General features: G+C 71.9%; 21 protein-coding genes and 1 pseudogene. 3 read left to right on the forward strand and 19 right to left on the reverse strand.

The genetic code is table 11. The features are described 5' to 3' along the window. Positions 1 to 2: 2 nt before the first annotated feature. From QQG74_RS13405 to QQG74_RS13420, 4 genes are all read right to left on the reverse strand, one after another. Complete coding sequence (locus tag QQG74_RS13405) at positions 3 to 2012, reverse strand: hydantoinase/oxoprolinase family protein (RefSeq protein WP_341720603.1); 2010 nt, start codon at positions 2010 to 2012, stop codon at positions 3 to 5. 58 nt (positions 2013 to 2070) lie between these two features. After that, entirely contained in the window at positions 2071 to 2901 is an 831-nt protein-coding gene (locus tag QQG74_RS13410) for an ABC transporter permease (protein ID WP_341720604.1), read from the reverse strand. Then, the gene (locus QQG74_RS13415; protein ID WP_341720605.1) at positions 2898 to 3704 is read right to left on the reverse strand and encodes an ABC transporter ATP-binding protein; all 807 of its coding nucleotides are present in this window, start codon (positions 3702 to 3704) and stop codon (positions 2898 to 2900) included. The genes QQG74_RS13410 and QQG74_RS13415 overlap by 4 nt, the downstream gene beginning before the upstream one ends. A 74-nt stretch (positions 3705 to 3778) precedes the next feature. Further along, on the reverse strand, positions 3779 to 4741 hold the full coding sequence (locus tag QQG74_RS13420; protein ID WP_341720606.1) for an ABC transporter substrate-binding protein: 963 nt from the start codon (positions 4739 to 4741) through the stop codon (positions 3779 to 3781). Positions 4742 to 4883: 142 nt separating this feature from the next. On the opposite strand from QQG74_RS13420, the gene QQG74_RS13425 reads away from it, so the two are divergent. Then, the gene (locus QQG74_RS13425; protein WP_341720607.1) at positions 4884 to 5747 is read left to right on the forward strand and encodes a MaoC/PaaZ C-terminal domain-containing protein; all 864 of its coding nucleotides are present in this window, start codon (positions 4884 to 4886) and stop codon (positions 5745 to 5747) included. A 123-nt stretch (positions 5748 to 5870) separates the two neighbouring features. Here the strand turns inward: QQG74_RS13425 and QQG74_RS13430 are convergent, their stop codons facing one another. After that, entirely contained in the window at positions 5871 to 6185 is a 315-nt protein-coding gene (locus QQG74_RS13430) for a hypothetical protein (protein ID WP_341720608.1), read from the reverse strand. Between the two features lie 181 nt (positions 6186 to 6366). Here QQG74_RS13430 and QQG74_RS13435 point away from each other — a divergent pair, with 181 nt between their 5' ends. After that, entirely contained in the window at positions 6367 to 6504 is a 138-nt protein-coding gene (locus tag QQG74_RS13435) for a hypothetical protein (RefSeq protein WP_341720609.1), read from the forward strand. Positions 6505 to 6597: 93 nt separating this feature from the next. Here the strand turns inward: QQG74_RS13435 and QQG74_RS13440 are convergent, their stop codons facing one another. From QQG74_RS13440 to QQG74_RS13465, 6 genes and pseudogenes are all read right to left on the reverse strand, one after another. Then, complete coding sequence (locus tag QQG74_RS13440; RefSeq protein ID WP_341720610.1) at positions 6598 to 7443, reverse strand: class I SAM-dependent methyltransferase; 846 nt, start codon at positions 7441 to 7443, stop codon at positions 6598 to 6600. A 146-nt stretch (positions 7444 to 7589) separates the two neighbouring features. Further along, on the reverse strand, positions 7590 to 8171 hold the full coding sequence (locus QQG74_RS13445; RefSeq protein WP_341720611.1) for an XRE family transcriptional regulator: 582 nt from the start codon (positions 8169 to 8171) through the stop codon (positions 7590 to 7592). A gap of 269 nt (positions 8172 to 8440) precedes the next feature. Next, positions 8441 to 8995 (reverse strand): hypothetical protein, encoded by a 555-nt coding sequence (locus QQG74_RS13450; protein ID WP_341720612.1) that lies wholly within the window; start codon positions 8993 to 8995, stop codon positions 8441 to 8443. Between the two features lie 228 nt (positions 8996 to 9223). After that, positions 9224 to 9685 (reverse strand): annotated as a pseudogene (locus QQG74_RS13455) (ATP-binding cassette domain-containing protein). A gap of 116 nt (positions 9686 to 9801) precedes the next feature. Then, a complete protein-coding gene (locus QQG74_RS13460; protein ID WP_341720613.1) occupies positions 9802 to 10461 on the reverse strand; it encodes a response regulator transcription factor in 660 nt (219 codons plus the stop codon). Beyond that, positions 10449 to 11678 (reverse strand): sensor histidine kinase, encoded by a 1230-nt coding sequence (locus QQG74_RS13465; protein WP_341720614.1) that lies wholly within the window; start codon positions 11676 to 11678, stop codon positions 10449 to 10451. The genes QQG74_RS13460 and QQG74_RS13465 overlap by 13 nt, the downstream gene beginning before the upstream one ends. Before the next feature lie 247 nt (positions 11679 to 11925). Here QQG74_RS13465 and QQG74_RS13470 point away from each other — a divergent pair, with 247 nt between their 5' ends. Further along, complete coding sequence (locus tag QQG74_RS13470; RefSeq protein ID WP_341720615.1) at positions 11926 to 12189, forward strand: hypothetical protein; 264 nt, start codon at positions 11926 to 11928, stop codon at positions 12187 to 12189. 131 nt (positions 12190 to 12320) lie between these two features. On the opposite strand, the gene QQG74_RS13475 is transcribed toward QQG74_RS13470, so the two are convergent. From QQG74_RS13475 to QQG74_RS13510, 8 genes are read right to left on the reverse strand one after another with little or no spacing between them, the layout of a single operon-like run. Then, positions 12321 to 13253, reverse strand: coding sequence for an NAD(P)-dependent oxidoreductase (locus QQG74_RS13475; RefSeq protein WP_341720616.1), 933 nt, complete (start codon positions 13251 to 13253; stop codon positions 12321 to 12323). After that, entirely contained in the window at positions 13250 to 14104 is an 855-nt protein-coding gene (locus QQG74_RS13480; protein WP_341720617.1) for a class II fructose-bisphosphate aldolase, read from the reverse strand. The genes QQG74_RS13475 and QQG74_RS13480 overlap by 4 nt, the downstream gene beginning before the upstream one ends. Positions 14105 to 14117: 13 nt before the next feature. Next, on the reverse strand, positions 14118 to 15641 hold the full coding sequence (locus QQG74_RS13485; protein ID WP_341720618.1) for an FGGY family carbohydrate kinase: 1524 nt from the start codon (positions 15639 to 15641) through the stop codon (positions 14118 to 14120). After that, positions 15638 to 16528 carry an SIS domain-containing protein gene (locus tag QQG74_RS13490; protein WP_341720619.1) on the reverse strand — a complete coding sequence of 297 codons (891 nt, stop codon included), beginning with the start codon at positions 16526 to 16528 and terminating at the stop codon, positions 15638 to 15640. The genes QQG74_RS13485 and QQG74_RS13490 overlap by 4 nt, the downstream gene beginning before the upstream one ends. Continuing rightward, positions 16525 to 17382 carry an MBL fold metallo-hydrolase gene (locus tag QQG74_RS13495; protein WP_341720620.1) on the reverse strand — a complete coding sequence of 286 codons (858 nt, stop codon included), beginning with the start codon at positions 17380 to 17382 and terminating at the stop codon, positions 16525 to 16527. Before QQG74_RS13495 ends, QQG74_RS13490 begins: the two co-directional genes overlap by 4 nt. Further along, positions 17379 to 18329 carry a hypothetical protein gene (locus QQG74_RS13500; protein ID WP_341720621.1) on the reverse strand — a complete coding sequence of 317 codons (951 nt, stop codon included), beginning with the start codon at positions 18327 to 18329 and terminating at the stop codon, positions 17379 to 17381. The genes QQG74_RS13495 and QQG74_RS13500 overlap by 4 nt, the downstream gene beginning before the upstream one ends. Beyond that, positions 18326 to 19018: a deoxyribose-phosphate aldolase gene (gene deoC, locus QQG74_RS13505; protein ID WP_341720622.1), complete on the reverse strand. Its 693-nt coding sequence runs from the start codon at positions 19016 to 19018 to the stop codon at positions 18326 to 18328. The genes QQG74_RS13500 and deoC overlap by 4 nt, the downstream gene beginning before the upstream one ends. Beyond that, positions 19005 to 19586 (reverse strand): glucose-6-phosphate isomerase family protein, encoded by a 582-nt coding sequence (locus QQG74_RS13510; protein WP_341720623.1) that lies wholly within the window; start codon positions 19584 to 19586, stop codon positions 19005 to 19007. Before QQG74_RS13510 ends, deoC begins: the two co-directional genes overlap by 14 nt. Between the last annotated feature and the right edge of the window lie 154 nt (positions 19587 to 19740).

Consider the following 19740-nt stretch of genomic DNA (forward strand, 5'->3'; position numbering starts at 1 on the left):
GGTCAGTCCCGGGTGAGCAGCAGGTTGCCGTGTTCGTCGGCCGCGCCGCTCCAGCCGGCCCCGACGACGGTGGTGCTGCCGTTCTCGCGTACCACGGCCGGACCGGTCACCCGGACCGTGGGCCCGAGGTCGGCCCGTCGCCACACGGCGGCGTCCACCCAGCCGTCCGGCCCGTACAGCCGGGTCCGGCCCGGCCGGGCCGCGTCGCCGGCCGGTGCGGCGAAGCGCACCACCGGGCTCGGCCCGAACGCGGTCAACCGGCAGTTGACGATTTCCGCCGGGTGGTCGGTGCGCACGTAGGCGTACCGCTCGGCGTACGCGTCGTGGAAGGCCGCGACCAGGTCCTCGGCCCTGGCGGGCAGTTCGTCCACCGCGACGGCCAGGTGGTGGCTCTGGCCGCGGAAGCGCATGCCCACCGTCAGCGCGAACGAGACCTGGTCCGCCTCGACGCCGTCCTCCGCCTTGAGCTGCGCCCGGGCGGCGTCCTGCAACTCGGCGACGACCGCCTGCGCCGCGGCCAGCCCGGATTCGTCGGCCGCCGCCAGGACGGTACGCACGTAGTCGTGCCGGGCGCGGGCCGTGACGAACCCCAGCGCGGAGAAGTTGCCCGGCACCGGCGGCACCAGCACCCGGCTGATGCCCAGCTCGTCGGCGAGCGCCGTGGCGTGCATCGGCCCGGCTCCGCCGAACGGCATCAGCACGAAGTCGCGCGGGTCGTGTCCGCGTGCGACGGAGATCTCCTTGATCGCGCTGGTCATCTTGGTGGTGGCCAGCCGCAGGATGCCGTGCGCCAACTCCATCTCGGCCAATCCGAGTTGCTCGGCGAGGGCAATCGTGGCCGCCTGCGCCGGCGCCGGGTCCAGCCGTACCTCGCCGCCCAGACTCTCCTGCGGGTCGAGGTGCCCGACCAGCAGGTGGGCGTCGGTGGTGGTCGGCTCGGTGCCGCCGCGACCGTAGCAGGCCGGGCCGGGCGTGGAGCCCGCGCTGCGGGGCCCGATCCGCAGCTCGCCGCCGAGATCGCGCCAGGCGATGGAACCGCCGCCCGCGCCGATCGTGTTGATCTCGACCTGGAACGTGCGGTTCGGATACCCGGCGATTGTCCCGTCGCTTGTCATCAGCGGCGCGCCGCCCTTGATCAGGCAGACGTCGGTGCTGGTGCCGCCGATGTCACAGGTGATCACGTTCGAGTATCCGGCCAGGCCGGCGACGTAGACGGCAGCCGCGACACCGCCGGCCGGGCCGGAGAGCGCCAGGTTGATCGGCAGGCGACTCGCCTCGTCGGTGGAGACGACGCCGCCGCTGCTGGTCATGATGGACAGCGGATGCAGGTAGCCGGCACCGGCCAGGGCGGCGCCGAGCCCGCGCAGGTAGTCGGCGACCGTGCCCCGCACGCTTGCGTTGAGCACCGTGGTGGCGAACCGCTCGTACTCGCCCTGCTCCGGCACGACGTCCGAGGAGATCGTGCAGACCAGGTTCGGGTAGCGCTCGGCGAGCCGCTGCGCCACGGCCCGCTCGTGAGCGGGGTTGCGGTACGAGTGCAGCAGGCAGACCGCGACGGCTGTCGGCCCGGCGGCGGCGACCCGCGCCAGCACCTCGTCGAGATGGTCGGTGTCGAGCGCTTCGATGACCGAGCCGTCGGCGGAGATCCGCTCCCGTAGCGTGTGCCGCAGTGCGCGGGGTACCAGCGAGGGGCGGGCCGCCTCCTTGACGCTGTAGAGCTGCGGCCGGTGCCCGAGGCCCATCTCCAGCACGTCCCGGAAGCCGGCGGTGGTGACCACGCTGACCTGGTCACCGGAGCCCTCCAGCAGGGCGTTCGTCACCCGGGTGGTGCCGTGCACGAAGCGGTCCACCGTATCCAGGCAGACGCCGAGCTTGGCCAGCCCTTCGAAGATCGCAGCCGCCGGATCGTGCGGGGTCGACAGGGTCTTTGCCTCGGCGAGCCGTGCGGTGGTCGGCTCGTAGACGATCACGTCGGTGAACGTGCCGCCGATGTCGACGCCGATGCAGAGCATGCGGGAGTGCCTTTCGTGGAAGGGGAGACCGACCGTCAGCCGGGGTGCCGTGGTGGCGTCAGAAGGTGACGCCGTAGCGGCGCAGGGTGGTCCGCGTGACGGTCCGCAAGATCCAGTCGAAGAGGTAGCCGAGCAGGCCGAGGGCGAGGATGCCGACGAAGACCCACTCGGTCTTGGCGTAGTTGCGCGCGGTCCAGATCAGCGAGCCCAGTCCGCTCTGCGCCGCGACGATCTCCGCCGAGACGATCGTCAGGAACGAGTTGCCCATGGCGAGTCGGGCGCCGGTGACGACGTGCGGCACCGTGGAGGGCAGCACCACCGACACCAGGCTGCGCAGCGGCGAGGCGCCCAGGGCACGGGCGGCCCGCAGTCGCAGCTCGTCGACGGCCAGCACCCCGGCAAGGGTGTTGAGCGCGACGATGAAGACGGTGGTGTAGAAGATCAGCGCGACCTTGGACGCCTCACCCGGACCGAGCCAGATGATCGCCAGCGTGACGAAGGCGATCGGTGGCACGAACCGGAAGAACTGGATGTACGGATCGAGCATCAGCCGCAGCCACGGGATGCAGCCCATGAGCAGCCCCACCGGCACCCCGATCACGACACCGAGCACCCAACCGGTCAGGATGCGGGTCGACGAGGCGGTGATCGAGTCCCACAGTGTGCCGTCGCGGACCAGGTCGACGGCGCCGTGCCAGGTAAGCATCGGCGAGGGCAGGAAGAAGGCGGTGTAGTTGCGGCTGACCAGGTCCCAGATGGCGATGCCGAGCGCCACGGAGAGCACCGACAGCCCGATCCGGGTCAGTCGGGGCCGGGCAGTCCGCCGCCGCGCCGGGCGGCGCGGCGCGACGGAGGTCGGTGCCGGTTCCGCGCGTACGTCGATGGTCATCGTCCCGCCCCTTCCTGGTCGCCGGCGGGCCGGCCGTCGTGCCCGTCGTCGAGCCCCTGGGCCCGCAGGGTCCGGGCCACCTCCTCGCCGATGTCCTCGCGCAGCTGCCGGAACAGGGCGGCGCTTGCCGAGTCGGTGAGGTCGCGCGGTCGGGGCAGGTCACACGAGTAGACGTTCTTGATGGCGGCGGCGGGACCGGCCGTCATGGTGACGATCCGGTCGCTGAGCAGGATCGCCTCGCCGATGTCGTGGGTGACGAACAGGATGGTGGCCCCGGTGTCGCGCCAGATCCGGTCCAACTCGACCTGCATGACCAGCCGGGTCTGTGCGTCCAGGGCCCCGAACGGCTCGTCCATCAGGACGACGGAGGGCTCGTTGGCGAGCACCCGGGCCAGCTGTGCCCGCTGCCGCATTCCGCCGGAGAGCTGGCTGGGGAACCGGTCCGCGCTGTGGCTGAGCCCGACCATCGCCAGGTACCGGTCCTCCACGGCGGTGCGTTGCGCCTTCGGCATGCGCCGCATCCGAGGGCCGAAGGTGACGTTCTGCCGGACGGTCAACCAGGGGAACAGCGCCTCGGCGCTCTGGAACACCACGCCACGCGACACGTCCGGGCCGGTGACCGGGGCGTTGCCGCAGGTGACCTCGCCGCCGGCCGGGGTGACGAACCCGGCGACCGCGTTGAGCAGCGTGGACTTGCCGCAACCGCTCGGCCCGAGCAGGCAGACGAACTCGCCCGCCGCGATGTCGAGCGTTGCCCCGCGCACCGCGTCGAAGTCGCCGAAGCGGATGTCGACGTCACGCAAAGAGACGGGGGCCCCGCCCCGGCCGGTCGAGGACGACCGGCCGGTCGGAGCTGCCGTACGGGTGCCGTCGGAGGTCACACCAGGCCCCTGATCATCACCGTCGCAGGGTCGGCCGCCTTCTCCACGATCTTGCTGTCCTGCTGGAACTTGGCGATCTCGCGGTAGCGCTCCAGGTCCTCGTCGGTGAAGTCGCGGACCTTGCACTCCACGCCCTCCAGCAGGGTCGCGGCCTCCGCGGCCGGAACCTTGATCGCCTTTTCGGTGACCGTGCCGGCCTTGGCGGGATCGGCGGTGAGCTGCTCGCACGCCTTGCCGATGGTCTCGACCACCTTCATGGCGGCGTCCTTGTTCGCCTCGTACCAGGCGCCGTCGACGCCGATCACGAGGTTGTAGACGTAGCCGATGTCGCCGCTGGTGAGCAGGATCTTGCCGCCGTTGGCCACACCGCGCGACGGCCACGGCTCCCACATGATGTAGCCGTCGACATCGCCGCGTTGCAGCAGCGCCGGCATCTCGGCCGGAGAGGCGTTGACGAACTCGACGGAGTCACGGCTGATGCCCTTGGCCGCGAGGACCTTGTTGGTGGCGAACTCGTTGACGGTGCCGGGTACGACGCCGTACTTCTTGATGTCGGCGACGTCCGCGATGCCGGCGCGGGCGACGAGCTTGATGAAGCTGGGGGACTGGGAGAAGACGGCCAGCCCCTTGATGTCGCCGCGGGTGGCCCGGTTGAGTAGGCTGGACTCGGTGCTGGCGGTGAACTGACCCTGCTTGGCCAGGATCGCGTCGAGGCCGCCGGTGCCCTCCTGGAACTGGGTCACCGTCACGTTGACCCCCGCCGAGGCGAACAGATTGTCCTGGTCGGCGAGGTAGATCGGCGAGTAGGCCGGGTCGACCCCTACCCCGAACGTGACGTTGGCGGACGGCGCGGCGGCGGAGCCACCGGAGCTGTCGGCCGTTTGGTTCTCCGCGCATGCGGCCCCGGCGACCGTAATCAGCAGAGCCGCGGCCGCTACCCGCAACGTGCGCATCTTCATGGCTACCTCAGTCCTTCGACTGGCTCATATAGTGGTCCGTGTTGCTTAATGTGGGACGGTACTGTGCTGCCAACCACAGCGTCAAGAGGTTCCCACCGCGCTGACCAGGACTTTGGTAGCGCCGACTCCGGAATGAGGTCCCATGGTCCTGGCTGCCGGCACCGAAGCCCCGGGCGATCGCCCCCGCCCCGCGTCGCTGCGCGGCTGGCGGAGCACCGTCGAGCGGCACTGGGACAGCAGGGACTCGCTGCTGTACGCCCTCGGCGTCGGTGCCGGACAGCACGACCCCACCGCCGAGCTGCGCTTCACCACCGAGAACTCCGCCGGCCACCCACCGGCGGTGCTGCCGACCTTCGCGGCCCTGCTCGCCGCCGACCCGCCCCCGCTCGGCGACCCGGCGACCGTGCGCCATGCCGAACAGTCCCTACGGCTGCACCGCGAACTGCCCGTCGCGGGCGCGGCGCGGACCACCGCCGCCGTCAGCGCCGTACACGACCAGGGCAGCGGTGCCCTGATCCGCGTGGTCTCCCGGATCCGCGACGAGCACGGTCGCCCGCTGGCCACCGCCACGGCGAGCTTCTTCGTCGTCGGTGCCGGCGGCTTCGGCGGCGATCGGGCACCCGCCTCGGCCTGGGCGGCCCCGGCCACCGCGCCCGACCACGAGATCCACTACGCGGTGCCCCGCGATCAGGCCCTGCTCTACCGGCTCAGCGGCGACCGCAGCCCCCTGCACAGCGACCCCACGGTCGCCGAACGCGCCGGGCTGCCGCAGCCGGTGCTGCACGGGCTCTGCACGTACGGGTACGCGGGACGAGCCCTGCTGCACACGGTCGCCGGATCGGACCCGGCCCGGCTGCGCCGCGTCGACGCGCGCTTCACCGCACCCGTGTATCCCGGCAATCCCCTGACGATCCGCATCTGGCGGCGTCGCCACGGCGCCGTCTTCCAGGCCGTGGACGGCACCGGTCGGGTCGTGTTGGACCGGGGCGCAGCCTGGGTGCGGTAGCGGACGGCGGCACCGGCCCGGCGCATGCCTGCCGGCCGGTACCGCCACCAGACGTTCCCGCCCGGAAGGGTCCGCCGGGCCCCGGTCAGCGCTGCGCTGGCTCGGCCCGGGGCGCGCGAGAGGTCATCCGCGCCGCAAGGCCGGCTCGGTGTCGGCGAGAAAGGCCGACAGCGTACGCGCCGGCCGGCCGGTGACGTGTGCGATGGTGTCGGTCACCTCGGCGAAACCGCCGGCGCGTACGCGTTCGAACGTCAGCACGGAGAGGTCCCGTTCGAAGCCTTCGGTGCCGGCCACCGCCTCGTCGATCGTGACGTCCCGGTGGACCACCCGACGGCCGGCCGCGGCGGAGAGCAGCTCTGCGGTACGCGGCAACGACAGGGCCTGCGGGCCGGCGATCTGGTACAGCGGTGCGCCGGTCTTGCCGCGGACCCCGGTCACCAGTACCCGCCTCGCGCCGGTTCCGGTCGAGTTCGTGCCCTGCATCCTGCACCTCATTTGCTTTAGTGGCTGAAGCTTCTGTGGCCACCTAAGCACCGATACCTGAGTCTGGTGGATCGCGTGGCCGACCCGGTCGACCGGCGGGTGAAGCGGGTGTCGGTCACCTCCGGCGGGTCGTGGTGTGCGCCGCGCCGTCCAGCGGGCCTTCGACTTCCCCTCCGCGCGACTCGGCCGGCTGACCGGGGCCGAGCGCCACCAGCTCGCCGACCTGCTGGCCAAGATGCTGGCGGCCACCCCGGGCGGCAACACCGACCGCTGACCCACCGGGTCGCCGGTCGAGGCCGCGATACCGCGAAGTGCCGTGGGGCCAGCCGGGCGGCCGGGTCGAGGTCAGCCGGTGGCCAGGCTGAGGTCAGGCGGTGCGGCGTGCGGCCCAGACGGTGCGCTTGGTGCGCACCGTGAGGTCGCTGCGGCGCAGGATGCTGTGCGGGCTGTCGGTGTCGAGCAGCCGGTCGAGCGCGGCAAGGTCCTCGGCGGCGAGGGCGTCGGCGACGCTGTGCCGGATGCGGTGCAGGCTGGCCAGCGCGTAGGCGCCGACGACCCGGTCGCCCGCCGCCTCGATGTGCACGGTCAGCAGCCGCTCGCCCTCGACGGTGAACCCGGCGGCGGTGAGCATCGGCCCCCAGTCGACACCCCGATGGGGTAGGTGCTCGGCGTGCCGGTGGTCGCTGACGGCGTGGCAGCGCTCTTCCAGGCCGGGCCGGTCGTCCGGGGCGGTCGCGGGGAGGAATCGCGGGAAGCCGGCCAGTTCCACGACCGCGCACAGGCCGCCCACGGGCAGCAGGTCGTGCACCGTGCGCAGGACCCGCTCGGGGTGGGCCAGGTGGTGCATCGAAGCGGACGCCCACACCAGATCCGGGGTGCCGAGGTCGGGCCAGTCGGGCTGGTCGAGGTTGGCCTGCACGGTCCGCACCCGTTCCGCCTCGCCCCGGGCGTACGCCTTTTCCCGCAGGCGCTCCAGGTGCCCGGCCGAGGAGTCCACCGCGATGACGTGCGCCTCGGGGAAGCGGTCCAGCAGGGCGAAGGTGCCCGCTCCGGTGCCGCTGCCCAGATCCACGATCCGTTCCGGGGGCGGATCCAGGGGCAGCCATGCCGTGATCTCGTTGAGGTGCGCGGCGAGGACTTCCGCGTCCAGGTCGAGGATTTCCGCCTGCCCGGCGTCGTGGCTGTCGCCGTGGTGGTGGGGTGCGTGGGTCATGCCGCGACGTTAGAACGATCATTCGACCGCGACCCAATCGCTTTCCGATTAGGCAACGCGATGGGCGACAGAGCTGCCTGACGCGCAAGAACGATCTTCGCGCGGTGTGCCCCGGCGGGTACGGGCGGCGGCGGCACGCCTTGCCATCACGGTGGCAGGTTCTCGCGCTCGCGCTGTTGGTGTCCCCGGCGGGCGTCCCGATCGAAGATGCCGAGGATCTCGCAGGGGCGGCCGTCGGCGCCGATGGCGTGCGGCAGCATGGTGGGGAACTCGGCGGCCTGGTTGGTCTCGAGCCGGAAGCGGCGATGGCCCAGCAGCAGAATCGCGGTGCCGGAGAGGACCACCAGCCATTCGCGCCCCGGGTGGGCGCGCATGCGCGCGGGGTTGTCCGGTGGCGGCTCGGTCATGCGCTGACGGACGACGGACATGCCCGGTTCGGCCTTGATCGGCCAGCGCATCAGCCCGTGCGCGCCATCGATCATCGGGCTGGTGACGATGTCGTCGGAGGCGGTCTCCACGAGCTGATCCAGGGTGGTGTCCAGGGCCCGCGCGAGGGTGACCAGCTGGTCCAGGGCGAGTCGGCGCTGGCCGTTCTCGATGCGGCTGAGCGAGGACTGGCTGAGCCGGGCACGGGTGGCCAGTTCGTCCAGGGACCAGCCCTGGGCGACCCGCAGCGCCCGGATCCGTTTGCGTACGAGGCTGTCCAGGTCGCCGTCATCTTGCGTCATAAGCAATATGTTATGCCCTTGATGCAACACGCGGTTAGCGTCCTGGGGCGTTGTCGCGACGCGGCAACCGGGCCCGCGTTCGGGCAGGCGAGGCATCAGAGAACAGTGCTCTCGCGTGCGAGCCGTGTTCGCCTGCGAGAGCACTGTTCGTCAAACGCGCGCCATGAATCGTCCGCCGAGCAGGCAGGCTGTCTTCCTAGGACGCTTTAGGAATGGTGGAGTAGGTCAGTCACCGCAGCCGAGGGCCCTGCTGGCGGCTGCCGCCGTGGTCAGCTCAACCTGAACGTCACGTCATCGACGTCGAAGGCGGTGACGCCGTTGCCGGCCGTCTCGCTGGCGAGGAAGCTGACCGTCGCCGTGCGCTCGGTCGCCGCCGTGCCGGTCGACATGCTGTACTGCCGCCACTGCGACCCGCCGTCGAAGGCCAGCGAGAACCTTGTCTTCGGCGGTATCCCGGTGACCGCCAGCCCGACGTTCAGGTAATCGCCGCGGCTGATCTCCGTGGTCAGGGTCCGGACCCAGAAGCGGACCGTCAGGTCGCAGTCGGCCGGCACCGTCACGGTGGTACGCAGCAGATCGGTGCGCGTCACGTCCAGCCCGGCGAAGGTGGCGTACGCGCGGCCCCGGTGTGCGGGCCGGGCCGCGTCGCCGAGCACGACCATGCGGGGGCCGGCGGTCCAGTCCGTGGTGCCACGCTCGAACCCGGGGTTCGCATGGATCTGTCCGGCGCAGGGCGCGTCGGTCGCCGGCCGAGGGTCGGGTGCGCTGCCGACGGTCAGGAGCAGCAGGGTCAGGGCCGAGACGGTGGTGGCGAATGCCTTCATCGATCCTCCCGTAGAAGTATTTAAATAGGACGATTTAAATTGACGATGCGGGACGGTCCGCGGCGCGTCAAGCTTGTTCCCAGCGTCGACTCATCAAGGAGGTCGACAAGGCCAGGGCCGCCGCTATTCATGCCTCGCAGGTGCGATCGGCAGGCGAAACCGAAAGACGTCATTCGTCCACGAATGCCGATCACGGCCAACTTGCCGGCCTGGCAGTTTCCGCATGGCTCAGCCCTCCTGCGTGACGAGCTGACGGCGCCCGAGCAGCGCCAACTGTTCGGCGATCCGCTCGGCACCCGGCTGTGGCATGTCGTGCACGATCCGGCTGCTCGTCACAGAAAATCACCTCGGATCGCATCGCCAGCGCCCGTGCGATCGCCACCCGCTGCTGCTGTCCACCGGACAACTCGGCCGGACGGTGGTGCAACCGATCGGCGAGCCCGACCCGATCGACCACCTGACCGAGCCACGCGAAATGCCCGGAGGTGAGCCGGTCCAGGCCGGCCGCGGTCTGCAACAGCGTGCTCTTGCCGGAGCCGGACGGGCCCATCATCGCCGTGCACGTGCCGCGGTGGACTCCACGTCGACGCCGGCGAGAGCGGTGACCGCCTATGGCCCGGTGCCGTAGGTGCGGGTGAGCTGTCCAACGCGGACCGCTGCATCGGCGGATTGTCCAACCCAGACGGACATAGGTGTCGCCTCTCCGTGAATGTCAGCACGTTGAGTGCACGGAAAAGCTATTGACGATATGGCCGACGAGCGATCTAGCGTACCGGCCACCCGTGGTACAGCAGGCTGTACCAAAGCTAACTGCGGTGCTGGGTGTCTTTCAGGTATCGCAGAACCGCTGTCACCCGCCGGTCGGCGCGGTCGTCGGGGGCGAGACCGAGCTTGGCGAAGATGTTGCGAATGTGCTTGTGCACAGCCCCGTCGGTGACGAAGAGCCGCTCGGCGATCGCCGTGTTGCCGAGACCCTCGGCCATCAGCGCGAGCACCTCGCGTTCGCGTACGCTGAGCAGGTTGAGCGTACTGTCGGGGCGGCTGCGGGCGAACAGTTGGCCGACCACCTCCGGGTCGATCGCCGTGCCGCCCTCGGCAACGCGGTGGAGCGCGCTGAGGAACTCCTCGACCCGACCGACCCGTTCCTTGAGCAGATAGCCGAGCCGTACCGCACCGCCGGCCAGCAGATCGGTGGCGAACGCCTGCTCGACGTAGGCCGAGAGGACCAGCACCGCGAGGTCGGGATGACGCCGTCTGGCCTCGACGGCGGCCACGATGCCCTCATCGGTGTGGGTGGGCGGCATCCGAACGTCGACGATCGCCACGTCCGGCCGGTGGATGTCCACAGCGGACAAAAAGGTGGCCGGTGAGTCGGTGGTGGCGACCACGTCGAGCGATTCGGCTCGCAGCAGCAGCGCCAGGCCCTCCCGCAGCAGAGCGTCGTCCTCAGCGATCACGATCCGCACGCCAACTCCACCAGTATCGTCGTCGGCCCACCGGGTGGGCTGGTCAGGGTGAACCGGCCGTCATGCGCCTCGACCCGGCGACGGATGCCGCGGATCCCCGAGCCGCGGCCCTCGTCGGCACCGCCGCGACCGTCGTCGGTGACCGACAGGTGCAGCCGGTCGGCGCTGCGCCGGACGCTGACGGTCGCGGTGCGGGCGCCGCTGTGCCGGGCGACGTTGGTAAGCGCCTCCGCCACCACGAAGTATGCCGTCGCCTCGACCGACGCGGCACATCTGCCCGGTACGTCGACCTGCACCGTGCACGGCACCCCGCAACCGGCGGCCAGACCGTGCAACGCACCGGCGAGCCCACGGTCGTCGAGCACCGGCGGCAGGATGCCGCGTACCACCGTGCGCAGTTCCGCAAGCGCGGACTCCGCAGCGTCCTGCGCCCGGTCGAGCACCTCCGCCGCTCGTGCCGGATCCCGCGCCAGCGCCCGCCGCGCGGCACCGAGCAGCACGGTCACCGCGACCAGCCGGTTCTGCGCGCCGTCGTGCAGGGAACGCTCGATGCGGCGCAACTCGACCGCGTGCGCGTCAAGCGCAGCCGCCCGGGTGGCGGTCAGTTCGGCGATCCGCAGGGACGTGTCGACGTCGGGTGGCGGTGCCAGCAACCGTCGTCCCGGCAGTGCCTGGAGCCGGGCCATTCTCGGGCCGAACGCCACGGCCAGGGCGAGCCAACCGACGCCCATCAGCGCGATCACGAGCGCGTCGGGTAGGCCGTCGATCCGCCAACTGACGAAGCCCGGGCCACCCGCCTCCGGTGGCAACAGCCAGAAGTACAACGGGAACAACAGGTTCTGCACGGCGGACAGCGGCAGGGACAGCCCGACCGTACCGAGGACGAGCCCCAAGGTGCCGTGGGTGGCCACGAACGCGCACTCGCGCCGGACCCACGGGTCGCGCAGCGCACTGCGCAGATCAGCGGGGACCGGGGGCGGCATGGTCAGCTCGAACCCCCACCGCGACAGCCGGGCCCGTTCCCGGTCGGCGGCCGACCGCACCGCCTTCAGCGCCGACGGAACCACCGCCAGGCCGATGCCGACCAGGCAGCCGAGCATCACCCCGACCGACAGCAGGAACGTCGCCAGCGCCAGGATCGACGTACCGAGGCCACCGACGAGGTGTTCAAGGGCGTCGACGGAGATCCGTACGCGGTCTCGAAGGTACTGCCGCACCGGGGGACTGCGATCCGATCCCGCCGGTCCGGCCACAGCGGAATTCCGAACCGAGCCCCCACCAGCCCCGCTGCCCGGCATGCGCACCTCCCGGCAGAGACGATAGGCGACGGCGGGCGGCTGCGGTCCACGGCGGCGCGAAAGGTACAGCCTGCTGTACCTGGATCGGCTCGCTGGCTGGATCGTCGGCCACCGGCCGGACGCATAGCGTTGCGGTCGTCACCAACCACACCCTGAGGGAGCAGTCATGGCCGACCGAGATCACACCGTCCCTGCTGAGAGCGCCGGTACGCCGGGCAGCGCGAACCGGGCCAGCCTGTTCCGCCCGCTGGTGTGGCTGCTACTGATCATCAGCGCTGTCACCAACGCCACCCTGTCGCTCGTCGGCGCGAACGTGTTCGTCGGCGCCGGCTTCGGGGTCGCCACGCTGGCCTGCGCGACCGTGCTCGTGGTGCATCACTACCGTCATCGCGGCGACGGGGTGCCGGGCGGTCGCGGGGCGGCGGCGTAGCGGGCGGGTACGGCGGTCACCCCGTGGTGACCGATGGTCCAGCGGCGGGTACGGCCGCCGCTCCGCCTGGTCCAGGTCGGGTACCGGCCGTGGTGTCACCGACTGGTCCAGGTCGGGTACCGGCCGTGGTGTCACCGACTGCCGGACGGGGTGCCGAGCGCGGCGAGCAGGTTCTCCACCGCCGCCTCCGAAGCCCGTCGGACGCTCTCGGTGGTGGCCGCCCCCAGGTGCGGCGTGGCCACCACCCGGGGGTGGCGCAGCAGGTCCGACGGCTCCGGCGGCTCCCGGTCGAAAGCGTCCACCGAGTAGAGCGCGAACCGGCCGGCGGTCAACTCCGCAAGCAGGGCCGTCTCGTCGACAAGCGTCGACCGCGCGGTGTTCAGCAGCACGGCGTCGTCGCGGAGCAGGGCGAGTTCGGCCCGGCCGAGCAGCGGTCCCGCCGGGCTCGGTGGCACGTGCAGCGACACCACCTCGCTGACGCGCAGCAGCTCCGCCAGCGGGAGCAGCGGCACGCCGTGACCGTCGGCGACGAACGGGTCGTGCGCCACCACCCGCATGCCCAGGCCCCGGGCCAGGTCCGCCAGGCGGCGCCCGATCGCACCGAAGCCGACCACGCCGAGGGTCCGGCCGGCCGCCTCCCGGCCGGCGTGGCGTCGCCACTGCCCGGCGCGCAGCGCGTCGGCGGCCTCGGGTAGGCCGCGCAACCCCATCAGGGCCAGGGCCAGGGCGAGTTCGGCCACCCCCTGGGCGTTTGCTCCCCGGGCGGTGAGCACCCTGATCCCGGCGGCCTCGGCGGCGGCGATGTCGATGGCGTCACTGCCCGCGCCGTTGCGGCTGATGGCCCGCAGGGCGTCGGCGTGCGCCAGCACGTCGGCACCGATCGGTTCCACCCCGGCGATCCATCCGACCACGCCCGGCAGCGCGCAGGTGAGTTCCTCGGTGGTCGGCTGCCGGCCGGGGGCGGGGGTGACCACGGTGTAGCCGGCCGCCCGGAGTTGGCGAAGCGCCGGTGCGTCGGCCACCGACATCGAGCGGGGCGTGACGAGCACTCGGGGCGAGGTCACGACAGCGCCGCCGTGGTCTGCGGGCCGAGCAGCCGCAGCAGCCGCTCGACCTCGGCGGCCATCGCGTCCCGGGCCGGTGCGACGTAGGCGCGGGCGTCCAGCAGTTGCGGGTCGGCGTCGAGCCGGTCGCGGATCTCGCGGGTGAAGACCTTGTTCAGGTGGGTGGCGATGTTGATCTTCGTCATGCCTCGGGTGACCACGGTACGCAGCGTGGCGTCGTCCACTCCGGAGGAGCCGTGCAGCACCAGCGGCACCGGAACCGCCTCGGCGAGGGCGGCGACCAAATCCAGGTCGATGACCGCGTCGCGGGAGGCCATCGCGTGCGCGGTGCCGACCGCCACGGCCAGCGAGTCCACCCCGGTGTCGGCGCAGAACTGGCGGGCCTGGGCGGGGTCGGTGCGTACCCCCGGGGCGTGCACCCCGTTCTTGCCACCGATCTCGCCCAGCTCGGCCTCGACGGCGACCCCGTGCGCGTGGCAGTAGGACACCACCTGCTGGGTCGTTGCCCGGTTCTCGTCGTCGGGCAGCCGGGAGCCGTCGAACATCACCGAGGTGAAGCCGAGGTCGACCGCCTGATGCACCAGGTCGACGCTTTCGGCGTGGTCGAGGTGCAGGACCACCGGCACGGTCGCCGACTCGGCCAGGGCGAGCGAGGCGAGTGCCAGCGGACGCAGCCCGCCGTGGTAGCGGACCGCGTTCTCGCTGATCTGCACCACAAGCGGCGCGCCGGCCGCCTCGGCGCCCGCCACCAGAGCCTCGGTGTGCTCCAGCAGGGTGGTGTTGAAGGCCCCGACGCCGTGCCGTGCGTGACGTGCGGCAGCGAGAATGGGTCGTGGATCGGCGAGGGGCATGGTGTACGTCTCCCTAGGGTGTTCGGTGCTGGTTGTGGTAACTGGTCGGGTCGATCGCGGCGTGCGCCCGGGTGGCCGCGCGGGCGGCGTCGAAGCGGGCCCGGGGCAGGGCGTACGCCTCGGCCAGCTCGGCTCGGGGCAGTACCCGCAGCGCCGAGCGCCGAGCGGTGTGCAGGGGTGCGCTGTCCGGCCAGGCGCCGACGCCCAACAGCGCCAGGGTGGCGGCGCCGAGAGCGGCACCGTGCTGCGCGTCGTCCGGGCGATGCACCGGCCGGCCGATCAGATCGGCCAGGACCTGCAACAGCAGCCCGGCCCGGGCCCCGCCGCCGGTGGCGCTGATCGGCGTACCGGTGGGTGCCGGGGCGAGCAACGCGGCGGCGGCGTCGGCCAGGCTGAAGCCGATCCCCTCGACAAGCGCGCGGGCCAGGTCGGCGGGGGTGTGCCCGAGGTCGAGCCCGAGGAACGCCCCGCGTACCGCCGGTCCGCCCTCCGCGACGGTGCCGCCGGCCAGGGTGGGTACGCAGGTCAGCCCGTTCGCGCCGACCGGTGCACCGGCAGCGGCGTCGAGCAACCCGTCGAGGTCGCCGTCGCGGCCGAGCAGGGTGGCCAGCCAGCTCAGGCTGCTGCCACCGCCGAAGGTGGACAGTGCCGAGACATAGAGGTCGGGCAGCACGTGGTCGAAGACGAACGGCCGGGTGACCGGGTCGAGCACCGGCTCGGTGCCGGCCACGGTCACCCAGTTCGAGGAACCGAGTGAGAGGTACGCCCCACCGGCGCGGTCCAGCCCGGCCCCGAGAGCCATACAGGAGTTGTCCACCCCACCGGCGACCACCGGTACGCCGGCCGGCAGCCCGGTGCGGGCTGCCGCCTCGGGCGTGACCCGCCCGATCACCGTGGTGGCCGGGACGACCTCCGGCCACCAGCCGGCCGGCAGGTCGAGTGCGGTAAGTACCTCGGGCAGCATCCGACGGTGGTGCAGGTCGTAGGCGCCGCTGCCGGAGGCGTAGCTGGCGTCGGTGACCTGAGCGCCGGTCAGCCGGGCGTTGATCCAGTCTTTGCTGCCCAGCACCCGGGTCGTCCGGGCGGCGATCTCGGGCTGCGCGGTACGCAGCCAGGCGGCCTTGAACACGGTGTACATGCCGCGGGGAAAACCGTTGCCGGTGCGGGTGTACCAGTGCGTCTCGTCGGCGGTGGCGAAGTGGTCGGCGGCGGCCTGTTCGCCGCGGGTGTCCGACCAGATCGGCACCGCGGCCAGCAGCGGCTCGCCGGCTGCGTCCACCGGCACCATGGCCAGGCTGTGCCCGGAGAGCCCGACCGCGACCACCCGATGCCGGCCGGCGTCGTCGGCCAGCAACTCGCGGGTGGAGGCGACGACCGCAGCCCACCAGTCGGCCGGACGCTGCTCGTGGCGACCCGGTGCCGGATAGGACGTCGGGTACGCGGTGAAGGCCGTCCGCACCACCTGGGCGTGCAGGTCGACCAGGGCGGCCTTGCAGCCGCCGGTGCCGAGGTCGAAAGCGAGCGCCACGTCGGTCATGACCGCCCCCGCCGGTTCGGGTCGAGGAGTTCGTGGTGCACCCCGGAGCGCATCCGCGACAGTCGGGTCTTCATGGTCCGGATGTCGGCCAGCGCCGACTCGCCCCGGTGCAGCAGCACCATGGTGGCCAGGGCGTCGATGACGACGAGTTGGGCCAACCGGGAGATGGTGGGGGTGTAGACGTCGGTGTTGTCCAGCGACTCCACCACAAGCGCGATGCTGCTCAGCTCGGCAAGCGGCGACGGGCCGCCGGTGATCCCGACGACGGTGGCGCCCCGTTCCCGGGCCACCCGCACGGTGTCCAGGATGGAGACGGTGCGGCCGGTGTTGGAGATGGCCACCAGCACCGTCGACGGGGTGCTCACCGACGCGGCGAGGAACTGTTGGTGGGTGTCGATCGGCGCCGAGCAGGCGGCCCCGAAGATCGGAAACTTCTGTTCGGCGTCCATCGCCACGATGCCGGAGGCGCCCAGGCCGATGAAGACGATCCGGTCGGCGGCGGCCAGCGCCTCCGCCGCCGCCTCCAGCGCGGCCAGGTCCAGGTGGCGTCGGACGTGGTCCAGCGAGGTGATCGAGTAGTCGAAGATCTTGCTGACCGTGGTGGCGGTGTCGTCCCGCGCCTCGATCACCGACTGGGTCGCCGGGATGCCGAGGGCGACGCTCTGCGCGAGCGCGATGCGGAAGTCGTGGAAGCCGTCACAGCCGATCGCGTTGGCGAACCGGACGATTGTGGGCTGGCTGACGCCGACCGTCTCGGCGAGTTCGGCCAGGGTCATCCGGACCACCGCGCGCGGGTCGGCAAGCACCACGTCGGCGACCTTCCGCTCGGAGCGGCGCAGGTTCTCCAGGTTGCTGCTGATCCGGGCCAGGACGGGTCCGTCGCTCATCGCCCACCTGCCCGCTCGTCGGTGCCGGCCAGGTCGAGGTCGCCGCCGTGCTCGGGTACGCGCACGGTCACCCCGCGCGCAGCGGCGGAAAGGTGGTCAAAGGTGCTCGGATCAACAGTGTTGAAGGCAAACATGCCCCAATGATGTGGGACGAGGGTGCGGATCCCGGTACGGGCACAGAGGTCGACGGCCTCGGCGAAGGTGAAGTTGCCGGGCACCCCGTTGGCCAGCCGGTAGGCGTCGCGGCCGTTGACCGGCAGCAGCGCCACGTCGATGTCGAGACCGCGCAGCCGGTCGACCTGACCGGGCCAGGGCGCGCAGTCGCCGGAGTGGTAGACCCGTACCCCGCCGGCCTCGATGACGTAGCCGAGGAAGTGATCGGCGCCGTCGGCGTCGTGCTGGCGCTGTTCGTGCGCTGCCGGCACGGCGGTGATCGTGAACGGGCCGTACCGGACCTGCTCGCCGTCGGCGAGCCCGTCGAGGCGGGACGGGGTCGCGCCGCTGCGGCGGGCGGCCTCGGCCAGCACCGGTCGGGGGCAGGCCAGTCGGAGCCGGGGCTGAGCGGCCAGCAGCGGGGTGAGGGTGTCCGGATCCATGTGGTCGGTGTGTGCGTGCGAGCAGAGCACCCCGGCCAGTGCCGGCAGCCCGGCCACCTCGACCGGGGCCGGACGCAACCGCAGGTGCGGGAAGACGGTGCCGGCGTACTTGACGGCCAGCGAGTCCGACAGGTACGGGTCGACGAGCAGGTGGGCGTCGGCGTCGGCCGCGGCCGGTGGGTCGTCGGGACCTGGCGTTCGGCCGGCCAGGGTGAGCCAGAAGCCGGCCTGACCCAGCCAGCGTGCCCGCAGGGTCATCGCACCCTCCGCGCCGCGTCGTCGAGCCGGTCGAAACCGGGCCCGGTGGTCGGCAGGCCCAGGTCGAACACCGCGTCGATGGCCCGGGTCCAGCCGTGCACGAAGTAGTGCCAACCGTCCCTGACGGTCAGCGCGTCGGTCTCGGCGCGGGCGCGTGCCTGGCGCAGGAAGTCCAGCTCGCCGCGGTAGTTGAACTCCCAGGCGTAGCCGCCGTGCGGGAAGCGGGCCGCGTCGCTCAGCGGCGAGCCGGGCCGGTCCTTGCCCATCCCGGTGGCGTTGACCACCAGGGCGCCCGGGGCCAGTTCGGCCAGGATCGCGTCGTGCACCTCGCCGGGGGCTAGGCGACGGGTCTGCCAGGTGATCGCCGGGTTGCCGGTGCCGACGCCGTCGGCGAGGGCGGCCAACCGGTCGGCGGCGATGTCGGTGACCACCACCCGGGCGGGTGCGGCGGCGCCGGCCCGGTGGGCGAAGTAGTCGCAGAGGGCCAACGCCGCCCCGCCGGCCCCCATCACCAGCACGTCGCGGCCGGCCAGGTCGGCGACGATCGCCTCCAGCGCGAGTCGGCTGGTGACGGTGTCCAGGGCCAGCCCGTCGATGCTGCCGTCCCGGGCCACCAGGGCACTTACCTCACGCAGCCGGGCGGCGTCGTCGTTGACCGTGCGTAGCAGGTCCTGGCAGGAGGTGTAGAGGTCGATCTTGTGGGTGGTGACCAACGCGCCTCGGGACAGCTCGTCGTCGCGCAGGTGCGCGACGACCCGCCGGTAGGTCTCCGGGTCGGCGCCGACCGGCACGTCGATGCCGACCAGGTCGACGTCGTCCAGGCCGAGCAGGGGACGCCAGGCGTCGAACACCCGGTGTACGGCCGAGGATCCGGTGCTGACCCCGATGAAGTACATGGTGGGTCGGCGCGCCGGGCGCAGCGTCTGCGGGGTCAGGGGATCGCTCACTGTCCGGCCCTCCCGGCCTCGCCGACCAGCCGTACGGCGTGCGCGGTGTTGATGCCGAACCGGGTGGCCCCGGCCGCGCGTAGCGCCTGGATCTGGGCCAGCGACCGGATGCCCCCGGACGCCTTGATCTCCCGGCCCGGACCGGCGACCTCGCGCAGTACCTGCACGTGCGCCTCGGTGGTGGCCACGCCCTGCCAGCCGGTGCCGGTCTTGAGTGACTCCGCCCCGGCGGCGATGGCGGCACCGGCGGCGGCCCGGAGCTGGTCGCCGTCGAGCAGCCCGACCTCCAGGATGACCTTCACCGGCACCCGCCCGTCGACCGCTTCGAGCACGGCGGCCACGTCCCGGGTGGCTTCGGTCAGCTCGCCGGAGCGGAGCAGGCCGATGTTCATCACCACGTCCATCTCCTGTACTCCGGCGTCGAGCAGCCAACGCGCCTCGGTCACCTTGACCGGGGTGGCCGTGCCACCGGAGGGGAAACCGACCGGGGAGCCGGCGTTGGTGGTCGATCCGGTCAACAGCTCGCGCAGCAGGGGCAGCCAGGAGGGGAGCACGTGGGCGGCGATGAAGTCGCCGGCCAGCGCGTGCCGGGCCAGCTCGTGCACGTCGGCCCGGCCGTGCTGGGCCTGTACGGCGCTGATGTCGACCATCCGGGCCAGCGCATGCCCGGTCAGCTCAGCGCGGGACATAGTCCTCGTTCTCCGTCAACCGCCAGCCGTCGCCGTCGGCGACCGCCCGGTGCCGCATCCCGCCCGCACGGGCGATGATGTCGTAGTCCTGCCCCGCGTCGGCCGGGTAGCAGAAGAGGGTGACCAGGTCGGTGTCACCGACGTTGACGCTGCGGTGGATGTGCACCGGCGGCACGTACGCGACGGTGCCCGGCCGCAGCTCGGTCACCACGGTCTGCCCGTCCAGCGTCTCCATCAGCATCAGCCCGTGCCCGGACAGGCAGTGGTAGATCTCGGTGCGGTCGTGCTGGGCGTGGATGTGGCCCCGGGTCATGTGGAACTCCGCGCCGACTCGACCGGGGGAGAGCGTCGAGATGCCGGTGATCAGGTCACCTGCTGCGGTCGAGGGGCGGAACTCGTCGACGTGGTAGATCACCCGGTCGGCCTCGGTGGCCAGCCGGGCGGCGAATGCCGCTTCGTCGGCGAAGAGACCGCCGAGGTCGGCCAGACGCTTCTCGTAGCGGCCGGTGCGGCCGGTCAGACCCGCGGGGGTGATGACCAGGCCCGGGCCTGGCAGCGGTTTCGTCACCGTGTCCTCCTCGCCGGAGGCGCCAGCCCGAAGTGGCGCGCCTTCCGGATTGCTTTGTAGCAAAGCTACAAGCTCTTGTCATCTCCTCGCAACGGGGGTGTCTACGGGATGTAGTAAACCTCCCATCCGAGCAGTAAGTGCCCACTATCTCCGG

The organism is Micromonospora sp. FIMYZ51 (genome assembly GCF_038246755.1).
Classification (GTDB): domain Bacteria; phylum Actinomycetota; class Actinomycetes; order Mycobacteriales; family Micromonosporaceae; genus Micromonospora.

Coding starts and splice junctions, on each gene's coding strand:
- QQG74_RS13405 (WP_341720603.1), bottom strand. CDS start 2,012: ATGCTCTGCATCGGCGTCGACATCGGCGGCACGTTCACCGACGTGATC.
- QQG74_RS13410 (WP_341720604.1), bottom strand. CDS start 2,901: ATGACCATCGACGTACGCGCGGAACCGGCACCGACCTCCGTCGCGCCG.
- QQG74_RS13420 (WP_341720606.1), bottom strand. CDS start 4,741: ATGAAGATGCGCACGTTGCGGGTAGCGGCCGCGGCTCTGCTGATTACG.
- QQG74_RS13425 (WP_341720607.1), top strand. CDS start 4,884: ATGGTCCTGGCTGCCGGCACCGAAGCCCCGGGCGATCGCCCCCGCCCC.
- QQG74_RS13440 (WP_341720610.1), bottom strand. CDS start 7,443: ATGACCCACGCACCCCACCACCACGGCGACAGCCACGACGCCGGGCAG.
- QQG74_RS13445 (WP_341720611.1), bottom strand. CDS start 8,171: ATGACGCAAGATGACGGCGACCTGGACAGCCTCGTACGCAAACGGATC.
- QQG74_RS13450 (WP_341720612.1), bottom strand. CDS start 8,995: ATGAAGGCATTCGCCACCACCGTCTCGGCCCTGACCCTGCTGCTCCTG.
- QQG74_RS13470 (WP_341720615.1), top strand. CDS start 11,926: ATGGCCGACCGAGATCACACCGTCCCTGCTGAGAGCGCCGGTACGCCG.
- QQG74_RS13480 (WP_341720617.1), bottom strand. CDS start 14,104: ATGCCCCTCGCCGATCCACGACCCATTCTCGCTGCCGCACGTCACGCA.
- QQG74_RS13485 (WP_341720618.1), bottom strand. CDS start 15,641: ATGACCGACGTGGCGCTCGCTTTCGACCTCGGCACCGGCGGCTGCAAG.
- QQG74_RS13490 (WP_341720619.1), bottom strand. CDS start 16,528: ATGAGCGACGGACCCGTCCTGGCCCGGATCAGCAGCAACCTGGAGAAC.
- QQG74_RS13495 (WP_341720620.1), bottom strand. CDS start 17,382: ATGACCCTGCGGGCACGCTGGCTGGGTCAGGCCGGCTTCTGGCTCACC.
- deoC (WP_341720622.1), bottom strand. CDS start 19,018: ATGTCCCGCGCTGAGCTGACCGGGCATGCGCTGGCCCGGATGGTCGAC.